This is a genomic window from Kitasatospora sp. NPDC087315 (genome assembly GCF_044744345.1).
In the GTDB taxonomy this organism is placed as follows: domain Bacteria; phylum Actinomycetota; class Actinomycetes; order Streptomycetales; family Streptomycetaceae; genus Kitasatospora.
This window is the reverse complement of record NZ_JBIUYD010000007.1, coordinates 126,850-138,837: the sequence shown is the minus strand read 5'-3', so window position 1 is coordinate 138,837 and position 11,988 is coordinate 126,850. Positions and strand designations below refer to the sequence as shown.

The 11,988-nt window shown below is 74.5% G+C and carries 15 protein-coding genes; 8 read left to right on the top strand and 7 right to left on the bottom strand.

The annotated features are described in order from the left end of the window. Window positions 1-121: 121 nt before the first annotated feature. Together ACIO5D_RS12285 and ACIO5D_RS12280 are read left to right on the top strand one after the other, a co-directional pair. Entirely contained in the window at window positions 122-871 is a 750-nt protein-coding gene (locus tag ACIO5D_RS12285; RefSeq protein ID WP_400794948.1) for a VC0807 family protein, read from the top strand. Between the two features lie 113 nt (window positions 872-984). Next, complete coding sequence (locus ACIO5D_RS12280; protein WP_400760779.1) at window positions 985-1,725, top strand: tyrosine-protein phosphatase; 741 nt, start codon at window positions 985-987, stop codon at window positions 1,723-1,725. 21 nt (window positions 1,726-1,746) lie between these two features. Here ACIO5D_RS12280 and ACIO5D_RS12275 read toward each other — a convergent pair whose 3' ends face one another. After that, window positions 1,747-2,319, bottom strand: coding sequence for a GNAT family N-acetyltransferase (locus ACIO5D_RS12275; RefSeq protein WP_400794946.1), 573 nt, complete (start codon window positions 2,317-2,319; stop codon window positions 1,747-1,749). 30 nt (window positions 2,320-2,349) lie between these two features. Between ACIO5D_RS12275 and ACIO5D_RS12270 the strand changes: the two genes are divergently transcribed. The 3 genes from ACIO5D_RS12270 to ACIO5D_RS12260 all read left to right on the top strand — a co-directional run bounded on the left by ACIO5D_RS12270 (window position 2,350) and on the right by ACIO5D_RS12260 (window position 4,397). Next, the gene (locus ACIO5D_RS12270) at window positions 2,350-2,796 is read left to right on the top strand and encodes a GNAT family N-acetyltransferase (RefSeq protein ID WP_363604162.1); all 447 of its coding nucleotides are present in this window, start codon (window positions 2,350-2,352) and stop codon (window positions 2,794-2,796) included. Between the two features lie 63 nt (window positions 2,797-2,859). Further along, window positions 2,860-3,567 (top strand): class I SAM-dependent DNA methyltransferase, encoded by a 708-nt coding sequence (locus ACIO5D_RS12265; protein ID WP_400794944.1) that lies wholly within the window; start codon window positions 2,860-2,862, stop codon window positions 3,565-3,567. A gap of 80 nt (window positions 3,568-3,647) precedes the next feature. Then, on the top strand, window positions 3,648-4,397 hold the full coding sequence (locus ACIO5D_RS12260; RefSeq protein WP_363604159.1) for a Clp protease N-terminal domain-containing protein: 750 nt from the start codon (window positions 3,648-3,650) through the stop codon (window positions 4,395-4,397). Between the two features lie 78 nt (window positions 4,398-4,475). On the opposite strand, the gene ACIO5D_RS12255 is transcribed toward ACIO5D_RS12260, so the two are convergent. The 5 genes from ACIO5D_RS12255 to ACIO5D_RS12235 form a co-directional block, all read right to left on the bottom strand. Next, window positions 4,476-4,952 (bottom strand): NUDIX domain-containing protein, encoded by a 477-nt coding sequence (locus tag ACIO5D_RS12255; protein WP_400653523.1) that lies wholly within the window; start codon window positions 4,950-4,952, stop codon window positions 4,476-4,478. Window positions 4,953-5,051: 99 nt separating this feature from the next. Beyond that, a complete protein-coding gene (locus ACIO5D_RS12250; protein ID WP_363604156.1) occupies window positions 5,052-5,483 on the bottom strand; it encodes an SRPBCC domain-containing protein in 432 nt (143 codons plus the stop codon). A gap of 69 nt (window positions 5,484-5,552) precedes the next feature. Continuing rightward, entirely contained in the window at window positions 5,553-6,566 is a 1,014-nt protein-coding gene (locus ACIO5D_RS12245) for a sigma-70 family RNA polymerase sigma factor (protein WP_400794942.1), read from the bottom strand. A gap of 147 nt (window positions 6,567-6,713) precedes the next feature. Further along, complete coding sequence (locus ACIO5D_RS12240; RefSeq protein ID WP_363604154.1) at window positions 6,714-6,986, bottom strand: hypothetical protein; 273 nt, start codon at window positions 6,984-6,986, stop codon at window positions 6,714-6,716. A 127-nt stretch (window positions 6,987-7,113) separates the two neighbouring features. Beyond that, window positions 7,114-7,380, bottom strand: coding sequence for a UBP-type zinc finger domain-containing protein (locus tag ACIO5D_RS12235; protein ID WP_363604152.1), 267 nt, complete (start codon window positions 7,378-7,380; stop codon window positions 7,114-7,116). A gap of 248 nt (window positions 7,381-7,628) precedes the next feature. Between ACIO5D_RS12235 and ACIO5D_RS12230 the strand changes: the two genes are divergently transcribed. Both ACIO5D_RS12230 and ACIO5D_RS12225 read left to right on the top strand, forming a co-directional pair. Next, complete coding sequence (locus ACIO5D_RS12230; protein WP_400794940.1) at window positions 7,629-8,390, top strand: SDR family oxidoreductase; 762 nt, start codon at window positions 7,629-7,631, stop codon at window positions 8,388-8,390. An 83-nt stretch (window positions 8,391-8,473) separates the two neighbouring features. Further along, entirely contained in the window at window positions 8,474-11,017 is a 2,544-nt protein-coding gene (locus ACIO5D_RS12225; protein WP_400794938.1) for a lysylphosphatidylglycerol synthase domain-containing protein, read from the top strand. A gap of 60 nt (window positions 11,018-11,077) precedes the next feature. Here the strand turns inward: ACIO5D_RS12225 and ACIO5D_RS12220 are convergent, their stop codons facing one another. Next, window positions 11,078-11,272, bottom strand: coding sequence for a hypothetical protein (locus ACIO5D_RS12220; protein WP_363604148.1), 195 nt, complete (start codon window positions 11,270-11,272; stop codon window positions 11,078-11,080). Window positions 11,273-11,470: 198 nt separating this feature from the next. Here ACIO5D_RS12220 and ACIO5D_RS12215 point away from each other — a divergent pair, with 198 nt between their 5' ends. After that, window positions 11,471-11,938 carry a carboxymuconolactone decarboxylase family protein gene (locus tag ACIO5D_RS12215; RefSeq protein ID WP_400653513.1) on the top strand — a complete coding sequence of 156 codons (468 nt, stop codon included), beginning with the start codon at window positions 11,471-11,473 and terminating at the stop codon, window positions 11,936-11,938. The last annotated feature ends 50 nt before the right edge of the window (window positions 11,939-11,988 follow it).

Genomic DNA, 11,988 nt, shown 5'->3' with positions numbered 1-11,988 from the left:
AACTGTCATGCGGATCCCGCAACGGACGACACTGCCCTGACGGAGGGTCGGCTCGGAAGACTGGAGGCACGACGCGGGCACCGGCCCGCAGGCCGAGCACCAGTCCGGGGAGGACCCCACCGTGAGCCAGACCCTCAGCGCCCCCGCTCTCACCAGCACCGCCGTCGTCGCTCCGACCACGACGACGACCACCACCACCGCCACCACCACCGCGCCGAACCCGGTGGCCGCCGCCCTCCGCCCGCTCGCCCTCGACGTGGCCGCCCCGTTGGCCGGCTACTACCTGCTGCACTCGGCCTTCGGGATGAGCGAGTTCGCCGCCCTCGCCTGGAGCGGCGTGATCCCGGCCGCCCGCACCGTCTTCGGGCTGCTCCGCGAGCGACGGCTCAACCTGTGGGCCTCGATGATGCTGGGCGTCAACCTCGCCGGCCTGGCGCTCACCACCGTCACCGGCGACGCCCGGCTGATGATCGCCAAGGACGGCGCGCTCAGCGGCACCCTCGCGCTGGCCGTCCTGGTCTCCGCGCTGATCGGCCGGCCGCTGATGTCCCCGATGCTGATGCCCTTCGTGACCAGGGGCGACCGCGGCCGCGCCGACGCCTGGGAGCGGCTGGCGGGTGGCCGGGCGGCCCGCTCGCGCTCGTTCCGCCGCTACGAGCGGCTGTTCTCCGGGATCTGGGGCACCGCCCTGCTGACCGAGTGCGCGGCCCGGATGGTCGGCGCCTTCACCCTGCCGGTCTCGACCATGGCCTGGCTCTCCACCGTGTTCCTGATCGGCGCGATCGCGGCCGGTTCGGTGCTCGGCCAGTCCGCCGCCGAACCGCTGGCGAAGCTGGTGCAGGCCGAGGCCGCGGAGCCGACCACCCGCTGAACCTGCCCGCCCGACCACCCGCACCGCCCGCCGCGCACGGAACCATCCGGGCGCCCCCGGAGTCCTCTTATAACGAGGGGGTAACGGACCCCCGGTCTGAAACGGGGAGCCTGATGAGCCGGACGCACGCGCTGACCACCGCCACCGAGGACCGCACCCTGGTCTGGGACGGTTGCCTCAACGTCCGCGACCTCGGCGGCCTCCCCACCACCTCCGGCGCCCGCACCGCCCGCCGCGCCGTCGTCCGGGCCGACAACCTCGACCGCCTCACCGCCGAGGGCTGGGACACCCTCCTCGACCACGGCGTCCGCACCGTCGTCGACCTGCGCAACGTCGAGGAGTACAAGCCGCTCCTCCCGCTCCCCGCGGGCGTCGAGCTGGTCCGCGTCCCGCTGGACGACCTCGCCGGCCCCGCCTGGTGGAAGACGTACGGGCACCTGGACGGCACCCCGCTCGCGCTGCGCCCCTACCTGGACCACTGCCCGCGCGCCGCCGCCGAACTGATCACCACCATCGCCGGCGCCCGGCCCGGCGGCCTGGTCGTCCACTGCGGCGCCGGCCGCGACCGCACCGGCCTGGCCGCCCTGCTGCTGCTCGCCCTCGCGGGCGTCGAGCCGTCCGAGATCGTCGCCGACTACCTGCTCAGCGCGCCGAACGTCCGCCCGCTGTACGGGATGCTCGGCCTGCCGGACCAGTACCGCCGGATCGACGCCGTGCTCGCCGAGGCCGGTACCACCGCCGAGGCCGCCCTGTACGCGGCCCTCGAAGGCTTCGAACCGGCCGGCTACCTGCTCGCCGCCGGCGTCGACCCGTCCGATCTCACCGCCGTCCGCACCCGCCTGCTCGACTCGTAGCGCCCTACTCGTCGTAGCGCCCTACCAGAGCCGGTCGATCTCCCCCGGGTGGAGGGCGATCCGGCTGCCGGGGAAGTCCGCGCGGTGCCGGACGGCGTGCCCGCTGAAGAACCCCGCCATCGTCACCTTGTCGAAGCCGGCGCCGTCGCTGGGGAACGGCTCCTCGGGCGTGCCGCCGACCAGCACCGTGCCCGGCAGCGGCTCCCAGCCGGCGCTCTCGTAGAACCCCTGGAGCCCGCGGTCGCAGGTGAACAGCGCGAGGTCCGCGCCGCTCTCCCGGACGGCGGCGCGGGCCGCCGACACCAGATGCCGCCCGTGGCCCCAGCCGCGCCGCGCCCGGTCGGTGACCACCCCGCTCAGCCCGCTCGCGGCGTACGTCCGTCCGGCGTGGGCCAGTTGCTTGGAGAGCACGTCGAGCGCGGCCACCACCCGGTCGCCGTCCAGCAGCAGCATCGACAGCGGCCGCAGCGCCGGGTCGTGCACCGGGACGGTCGACGGCGCCGGCGGTCCGGGCCAGGCCTGGTCCTGCAACTCGGCGACCTGGAGCTTGAGTTCGCCGGGCACCTCGGCCTCCGGCAGTGCGAGTACGCGCATGCTCCCCCCTCGTCTGCCAGACTCCCGGACGTGATCTTCCGGACCGCCACCCGTCAGGACCTGCCCGCCATCATCGCGCTGCTCGGCGACGAGGAGCGGGTGATCGACCCGGCCACCGTGCAGGTCGACGAAGCCTACGCCCGTGCGTTCGCCGCCGTGGAGGCGGACGCCCGCAACGAGATGCTCGTCCTCGACGAGGGCGACGGCACCGTGCTCGGCTACCTCCAGCTCACCCGCATCCCCGGCCTCGGCCGGCACGGCCAGGAGCGCGCGCTGATCGAGGCCGTCCGGGTGCGGGCCGACCGCCGGGGCGCCGGGCTCGGGCGCGAGCTGCTGACCAGGGCCGTCGCGCGGGCCCGCGAGCACGGCTGCACCCTCGTCCAGCTCACCAGCGACAAGCGCCGCACCGAGGCCCACCGGTTCTACGCCTCGCTCGGCTTCGCGCGCAGCCACGACGGCTTCAAACTGACGCTCTGAGGCCCGGATTCGCCGGATTTAATCGCTCGCCCGCCGCCCGGGGCGGCGGCGATACTGCACCGCATGGCGGACTTCTCCGACTTCGACACTCGCGACTACCCGATGGTGGACGTCCGCACCGGCTACGCGCAGTGGGTGGAAACGTACGAACGGACGGTCGAGGACGCGATGGACCTCGCGGTGCTCGACCGGCTCACCGCGCCCGCCTGGGCGGAGGTCGGCCGCGCCGCCGACCTCGGCTGCGGCACCGGCCGGACGGGCGCCTGGCTGCGCGGGAAGGCCGCGGCGGGCCTGGTCCTGGACGGCGTGGACCTGACGCCCGAAATGCTGGCGGTCGCCCGGGAGAAGGCCGCGCACGACAGCCTCGCCGAGGCGGACGTGGCCGACACCGGCCTGCCGGGCGGCGGGTACGACCTGGTGATCTCCTCGCTGATCGACGAACACCTGGCCGACCTCGGCCCGTTCTACCGCGAGGCGTGGCGGCTGGCCCGCCCGGGCGGCCGGTGCGTACTGGTCGGCCTGCACCCGTACTTCATCATGGCGGCCGGCATGCCCACCCACTTCACCAGCGCCGCCGGGGAGTCCATCGCCATCACCACCCATGTCCACCTGGTCAGCGACCACCTCACCGCCGGGCTGGCGGCCGGCTGGACGCTGGTGGAGATGGCCGAGGCGGTCGTGGACGACGCGTGGATCGCCCTGAAGCCCAAGTGGGAGAAGTACCGCAGCCACCCGGTCTCGGCGGCGTACGTCTGGGAGAAGAGGGCCTGAGACGGGGGCTGCCGAACTCAACTCGCCACAGCGTCAACCGATGGTTGACGATCCGGGATCGACAACCTACGGTTGACGCTATGGAGAATCCCGTTGTTCCCAAGACCACTCCGCTGCGCCTCGACGACCTGATCGACGCGATCAAGAAGGTCCACAGCGACGCGCTCGACCAGCTCTCCGACGCGGTCATCGCCGCGGACCACCTCGGCGACCTCGCCGACCACCTCATCGGCCACTTCGTCGACCAGGCCCGCCGCTCCGGCGCCTCCTGGACCGACATCGGCCACAGCATGGGCGTCAGCAAGCAGGCCGCCCAGAAGCGCTTCGTCCCCAAGGACCCGGGCGCCCCCGCCGACCTCGACCCCAACCAGGGCTTCAGCCGGTTCACCGACCGGGCGCGGAACGTCGTGATGGCCTCGCAGGAGGAGGCCAGGGCGGCCGGCAACGCCGAGATCGGCGCCGAGCACCTGCTGCTCGGCCTGCTCGCCGAGCCGAAGGGCCTGGCCGTGAAGGCGCTCGCCGCCCAGGGCGTCACCCCGGAGGCCGTCCGGACCGCGGCGACCGCCGCGCTGCCGGCCGCCGCCGGGGAGGTGCCCCCGCTGATCCCGTACAACGGGCAGGGCAAGAAGGCGCTGGAGCTGACCTTCCGGGAGGCCCTGAAGCTCGGGCACAACTACGTCGGCACCGAGCACATCCTGCTGGCGCTGCTGGAGCTGGAGAACGGCGCGGGCGTGCTGGCCGACCTGAACGTCGACAAGCACGAGGCCGAGACCTTCACGGCGGAGGCCATCGCGGCCTTCGTCGCGGCACAGGCCACCGGACAGCAGTGACCGGCGGATCCGGCCCCGGCGGCGGCGTCCGCCCGGGGCCGGAAGCCGCGGGCCGGACACCGCGCCGGAAGCCGCGGGTCAGAAGCCGGACACCTGCGTGGTGACGATCCGCACCCGCCCGTCGGCGGCCGCCTCGATCGCCGCCCGCAGGCGCAACGACCGCGCGGGACCGAGGAGTTCGATCGCCTCCTGGTCCGTGACCCAGCGGTGGTCGTCGAGTTCACCGGCCGGGACGGTCACGGGGGTGCCGTCCGGGACGGTGCCGAAGTCGAACAGGAAGTGCTGGGCCGGGTGGTCGAGTTCGGCCGACGCGTGGGTCCAGGAGATGGCCAGCAGGTCGCCGGCCTCCCCGACGAGGCCGGTCTCCTCGGTCAGTTCCCGCGCGGCGCACTCGGCCGGCCCCTCCCCCAGGTCGATCGTCCCGCCCGGGAACTGCCAGTGCTCCCGGTAGCCGGCCTTCACGATCAGGATCCGCCCGGACTCGTCCCGCAGCACGCACCCCGCGGCGGCGTAGATCCGCGGCAGGGACGCCAGCCACTCTTCACGGGACTTCAAGGGCTCAGCCGACACAGCGGGCCTCCTACGGCGCGGGGGGAATTCCGCGCCCCACTCTGCCACCCCCGCCCGCCAGGACGGGCGGGGGTGGACAGGCCCCTAGGCGGACAGGTGCTCGACCAGCCGGTCGAAGCTGGAGTTGAGGCCGGCCTCCGCCTCCGGGCCGCAGTACATCTGCGGCACGGCGGTCTGGTGCAGCACCACCTCGGTACGGCCCTCGCCGAGGTCCCGGAAGGTCAGGGTGGAGCGCATCCCGGTGCTCCCCTCGGCGATGGCGATCAGCTCGCCCGCCCGGATCTCGGTGATCTCGCTCGTCATCGGGTACCGCTCCCCGGTCGCGTCCATGACCATGGTGCTGTCGTAGCGCCCGCCGACCCTCGGCTCGATGGTCACGGTGTCCAGCGGGACGTGCGTACCGACCGGCCCCCAGAAGCGGACGAACTGCTCGGGCTCGGTGTACGCGCGGAAGACGGCGTCCGGGGTGCCGGGCAGCTCGCGGGTGATGGTCAGTTCGCCGAGGTTCTCGGTCATGGTGTGCTCCTGGTGTTCATGGTGCGGTGGGTCGCTTTCACAGGGGTGGACCGGGGGCGCGCACGAAACTCATCGCCCCTCGGGAAAGTTTTTTCGAGAAGTTTCCCCGGAGCCGGTGAGCCGGGGCGGGAGCCCGAAGAGCGGGAAGAGCGTGTCGGTGTCGAGGAAGTTGGTGAGACCGGTGATCCGCCCCTCCGACACCTCCGGCACGATCAGCGACCACGGCTCGTGACCGCCCGCCGGGCCCGGCCGGTACTGCCCGAACGCCGGGCCGCCGTTGGCCGTCACCGGGACGAGCCGCGAGCCCCGGCAGCCGTGGCCCGGACCGAGCATCCACGCCCGGAGCTCGGCGTGGCCCCGCAGCCACAGCGCGTACGGCGGCATGTTGAGCGTGACGTCCTCGTGCAGCAGCGCGGCCAGCCCGTCCATGTCGTACCGCTCGAAGGCGGTGACGTAGCGGGCGAGCAGCGCGCGGTGGTCGTCGTCCAGGTCCGGGGTTGGGCGGGCCGCGGCGCCGTCCGCGGCGAGCACCGCGCGGGCCCGCTGCAACGCGCTGTTGACGGAGGCCACGGTGACGCCGAGCAGTTCGGCGACCTCGGCGGCCCGCCAGCCCAGCACCTCACGCAGGATCAGCACCGCCCGCTGCCGGGGCGCGAGCCGCTGCAGCACGGCGACGAACGCCAGCCGCACCGAATCCCGCTGGGCGGCCACCTCGGCCGGGTCCCCCGTCTCGGGCAGGATCCGGCCGTCCGGCGCGGGCCCGATCCAGGTCACCTCGGGCAGCTGGGCGTCGGTCGCGGTGGCGACGGTGGAGGGACCGGCCAGGTCCATCGGGCGGGCGCGGTTCCGACGGCCGTTCAGCGCGTCCAGGCAGACGTTGGTGGCGATCCGGTACAGCCAGGAGCGCAGCGCGGCCCGGCCCTCGAAGCCCTGGTGGCCGCGCCAGGCGCGGACCATCGTCTCCTGCACCGCGTCCTCGGCCTCGAAGAGCGAACCGAGCATCCGGTAGCAGTAGCCGGTCAGCTCCGTCCGGAACCGCTCCAGCCGGAGCTCGACCGGCTCCTCCGTCATCAGGTCGGTCATCGCACGCCCCCCAGGTCCGCCGCACCACCGGTGATCGGCCCGAACGTACCGCGGCACACTGACAATCACCCCGGGGAACACCGCTGAGCGCGCGTCAGGGGCGGGAACCCGCGGACGGCCCCCGCCCCTGACGCAGGACGCCCTCGCTCAGTGCGCGGAGTGCTTCTCGGCCCCGCGGTGGCGGTGGCCCTTGAGTTCGGCGTGCATCGCGGGGGCGGCGTGCGGGGCCGCCGCGCCGGCCTCGCGTCCGCCGTGCCGGAAGGCACCGCCACCGCCGTCCGCGCCGGTGTCGAGGCGCGGGGCGCTGGTGCGCAGCTGCGGTACGAGCGGCTTGGGGGTCATCGCCATCCCCCGGCGTTCCAGCAGTTCCTGGGTGCCCCGGCGCAGTTTGCCGCTGCTGCTCGGGGTGTGCCTGGTCATCGTCGGCCTCCCGTCGGCGGTCGCCCGCCACCCGGGTGGTGGCCGGGGCGACCACACGGGCGTTATGTCCGCATTTCGATCGGGTTACACCTGAACGGAGCAAGGGCCGCCGCCCGGGCGGGGCCGCTCAGCCCATCAGCTCGTGGACGAAGCACCAGCGCCAGTCCTCCCCCGGCTCGTAGGAGCGGATCACCGGGTGGGAGGTGTCGTGGAAGTGCGCGGTGGCGTGCCGCTGCGGCGAGAAGTCGCAGCAGCCGATGTGGCCGCAGTCCAGACAGAGCCGGAGGTGCACCCAGTCCCGCCGGCCCTGGGCGAGGCACTCGGCACAACCGTCCACGGGCGGGATCGGCGCGATGTCCAGGGGGGCCGCGGTGAGGTCTTCGCAGGCGCTCATGAACGCAGGGTAGTGACGGCGGGCCCGGCCCGCGCTCCAAGACACGCCCCGGGCCGCTCGCTCGGCGGCGGCCGGGGCGCCGGAGGCCGTCCGGCCCGGCGCGGCCGGGTGGTACCGGCCTTCCCAGGATCCGCCGGCCCAGGACCGGCTTTCCCCGGAACGACACGGCCTGGGCGGGCCGTCCGGGCGCGAGCAGAGTGATCCCCGTCAGCCCCGCCGGAACGATCCGCAGACCCCTGGAGCACCCGATGAGCCACCCCGCACTCGCCACCCGTACCGCCGTCGTCACCGGCGCCGCCAGCGGGATGGGCGCGGCCACCGCCCGGCTGCTCGCCGCGAACGGCGCCCGGGTCGCGCTGCTGGCCCGCCGCACCGAGCGGCTGGACGCGCTCGCCGCCGAGATCACCGCCGCCGGCGGGCAGGCGCTCGCCGTCACCGCCGATGTCACCGACCAGGCCTCGGTGGACGCCGCCGCCAAGGCCGTCCACGACGCGTACGGGCCGGTCGACCTGGTGGTCAACAACGCCGGGGTGATGCTGCCCAACCCACTCACCGACGGCCGGATCGACGAGTGGACCCGCATGATCGACACCAACCTGACCGGCGCGCTGCGGATCGTCCGCGCCTTCACCGCCGACCTCGTCGCGGCCGCCGCCGAGGGCCGCACCGCCGACCTGGTCAACGTCTCCTCGATCGCCTCGCACGTCTCCTTCCCCGACTACGCCGTCTACGGGGCCACCAAGGCCGCCGTCACCCAGCTGTCCGCCGCCCTGCGCACCGAGCTGAGCCCGCGCGACGTCCGGGTCAGCGCCGTCGAACCCGGGCTGACCGACACCGAGCTGGCCGGGCACATCGACAACCCGGTCCTGCGCGAGCAGCTCGGCGGGCTGTTCACGATGGTTCCGGCGCTGACCGCCGACGACATCGCCGACCTGATCGTCTACACCGTCAGCCGCCCCCGGCACGTCAACCTGCGCCACCTGGTCGCCCTGCCGACCCGCCAGGCCTGACGGCCGGACGGGGACGACGGGCGGGGAACCCGGCCACCGGGTTCCCCGGCGGCTCCGAACGCGGCCGTGGGAGCATGCCACCCGTGGCGATCGTGACGGGGAGAACAGACAGCGACACCGGTGGTATCCGTACCGCCGGAACCGCCGGGGCGGCCGACCCCGGGGGCCCGCCCGCCCCCGGCATACCCGGTGGCGGCCGGGGCCCCGGGGAAGTGGCGCCCGGCACCGGCCGGATCCGGCAGCCGGCGGCCCTGATCCGGCTGCTGGTCGGCCTCGGCGCGATCGTGCTGACCCTGCTGCTCGCCGACTACGCCCGGGCCACCACCGGCGGTATCGCCGCCGACGTCGCCCAGGCGGCCCGGCTGGTACCCCGGCCGCTGGCCAGACTCGCCGGCGGGCTGTCCACCGCCGCCGTCCTGCTGGTCCCGGCCTCCTCCGCGATCCGCCGACTGCTCGGCCCGGACCGGCGCCGCGCCCTCCAGCAGGTCGCCGACGGGCTGCTGGCCGCCGTCCTCGCGTTCGGCCTCACCCTCGCCCTGGACCTGTGGGCCGACGGCCTCGCCCCCGTCTCGCTGCTCGCCGCGCTCACCCAGGACCTGCCCGGCGGCGTCCTCGGCCACACCGACCCGGTGTACGGCTACCTCGCCCCCGTGCTCGCCTTCATGGCCGCCTCCGGCGCCCGCGAACGGCGGCTGCCGTGGACCGTCCTCGCCGTCTCCGGCCTCGCCGGGCTGGCCGGCGGGTACGCCACCCCGACCGCCCTGCTGCTCGGCCTGCTGATCGGCTGGACGGTCGCCCACGGCACCCTCTACGCCGTCGGCACCCCCGACCCCCGGCCCCGGCCCTCGCAGATCCTGCACAGCCTGCGCGGAGCGGGCCTGCGCCCGGTCACCGCCCGCCCGGACGGCCCCGACCGCTACCTGGTCCGCCAGGAGGCCGGCCGCCCCGACCTCGACGTCCAGGTGCTCGACCGGCAGGCCGTCACCGCCGCCCTCGTCCGGCGCACCTGGCGCCGCCTGCGGCTGCGCACCGCCCCGCACCCCCGGGCCCTGCGCTCGCTGCGCACCGGGCTGGAGCACGAGGCCCTGATCTCGTACGCGGCCCTCGCGGCCGGCGTCCGCACCCGCCGGATCGCCGCCACCGTCGGGCTCGGCCGGGACACCGCCCTGGTCGCCTACGAGCACCTGGCCGGCCGCACCCTGGACCGGCTCGCCGACGACGAGCTCACCGACGAACTGCTCACCGACGCCTGGACCCAGCTCGCGCTGCTCCAGCGGCGGGAGATCTCGCACCGGTCGCTGGTCCCCTCCTCGGTCCTGGTCGACGAGGCGGGCGCGGTGCACCTGGTGGACCTCGCGGACGGCGACATCGCGGCGAGCGAACTGGTGCTCCACTGCGACCTCGTCCAGCTGCTCACCACCTTCGCGCTGCGGACCGGCGCCGAGCGGGCCGTACGCACCGCCGTGGCGGTGCTCGGTCCGGACGCCGTCGGCGCGGCGCTGCCCCTGCTGCAGCCGATCGCCCTGGCCCGTACCACCCGGGACGCCCTCAAGCGGGCCTCCGCCGCCGCCCGGGCCGGTCGCAACGCCGCCACCGCCACCCCCGCCCCGCAGCCCGTCGAACTGCTGGACGAGATCCGGGCCGAGGTGCTGCGCACCCAGCCGCAGGCGCCGGTACGGCCGGTCAGGCTGGAGCGGCTGCGGCCCCGCACCCTGCTGGCGGTGGTCGGCGGGGTGGTGGCCGGGTGGCTGCTGCTGCCCCAGCTGTTCGCGAGCGAGCAGAACCCGATCTCCGCCGTGGCCGACGCCGACCCGGCCTGGCTCGCGCTGGCCCTGGCGGCCGCGGTGGCGAGCCACTTCACGGCCGCACTGGGGTTCATCGGCTTCGTGCCGGAGCGGCTGGTCTTCCGCAACGCCGTGTTCGCCCAGGTCGCCGGGGCCTTTGTGAAGCTGGTCTCGCCGGGCGGGGTCGGCGGGGTCGCGCTCAACACGCGCTTCCTCCAGCGGGCCGGCATCCCGACCGCGCAGGCGCTCTCCAGCGTCGGCGTGGGACAGCTCTTCGGACTGGTGCTGCACCTGCTCCAGCTGGGCGCCTTCGTCTATCTGATGGACCTGGAGCCGGGCGGCTCCGAACTGGACGCGCTGCCGATCGTGGTGGGCGGGCTCGCCGCGGCGGCCGTCCTGCTGGCCGCGGTCTCGGCCGTACCGCCGACCCGCCGCTGGCTGGCCACCCGGCTGCGGCCGCTGACCTCCGAGGTGCTGCCCCGGCTGCTGGAGCTGCTGCGCAGCCCCGGGCGGCTGGCGGTCGGCGTCGCCGGTCAGCTGCTGGTGTCGATCTGCCTGGTCGCCTGCCTCTACTGCTGCACCCGGGCGGTCGGGCGGGAGCCGGCCTTCGCCTCCGTCGCGGTGGTGTTCCTGGTCGGCAACGCGGTCGGCAACGCGGCGCCGACCCCGGGCGGGGCCGGCGCCGTGGACGGTGTGCTGGTCGGAATGCTGGAGCAGACCGCCGCGATGGAGGAGGGCGGCGCGCTGGCCGCCGTCGCGCTCTTCCGGCTGCTGACCCTCGTGCTGCCGGTGCTGCCGGGCTGGGCGGCGTTCGCCTGGCTCCAGCGGCGCGGGGCGCTCTGACCCCGGGGACACTCCGGCCTCAGGGACACTCCGGCCCCGGGGCGCTCACACCGCCGGCCGCTACGACCGGTACTCGTCCTCGTCCAGCTCGACGATCCGGCTCTGCTCGGCGGCGTCCGCGACCTCGGTCGCCGGATCGGCGCCCAGGGCGCGGCGCTCGACCAGCTCGTCGTACTCGTCGCCCTCGGCGGCCTCGTCCTCCGGCTCCACGGCCTCGGCGACCTCGTCCAGGTAGTCCTCGTGATTCTGCGGCATGGTGTCCGTCCTCACTGCTCGGAGGCTCCCACGGGCCCGTTGGAGGTACTGGAAGTATCCGCCGTCGGTGGCACGGACGCGATGTGCGGCCCGGCGCTCGGCGTGTTGTCCGAGCCCTCCCGCGCCCCGGAATTGACCCATGGATCTCGTCGGGAAATGCACCATGGACGGGGTGCACCGGCCTCCTAGGGTCGAAGCATGACGACGAACGAGACCACCACCGCCACCGCCCGCCTCGACTACGCCCGGACCGCCCCCAAGGCCTTCCGCGCGATGATCGCCCTGGACGCCGCCGCCCGCGAGGGCCTGGACCCGGCCCTGGTCGAGCTGGTGCAGATCCGCTCCTCCCAGCTGAACGGCTGTGCCTACTGCCTGGACATGCACGTCAAGGACGCCCGCAGGGCCGGCGAGAACGACGAGCGGATCTACCTGCTGCCGGTCTGGCACGAGGCCCCGGCCGGCGTGTACAGCGAGCGCGAGCGGGCCGCCCTGGCGCTCGCCGAGGAGATCACCCGGATCAGCGGCGGCGTCTCCGACGAGGTGTACGGGCGGGCCGCCGCGCACTTCGAGGAGAAGGAGCTCGCCCAGCTGATCTCGCTCTGCTTCACCATCAACGCCTGGAACCGGATCAACGTGACCACCCGCAAGACCCCGGGTACCCGGTAGCACCCCCGCCCAGCTGCGCGGATGCCGGGCCGCAGGCCACCGGGGGTACG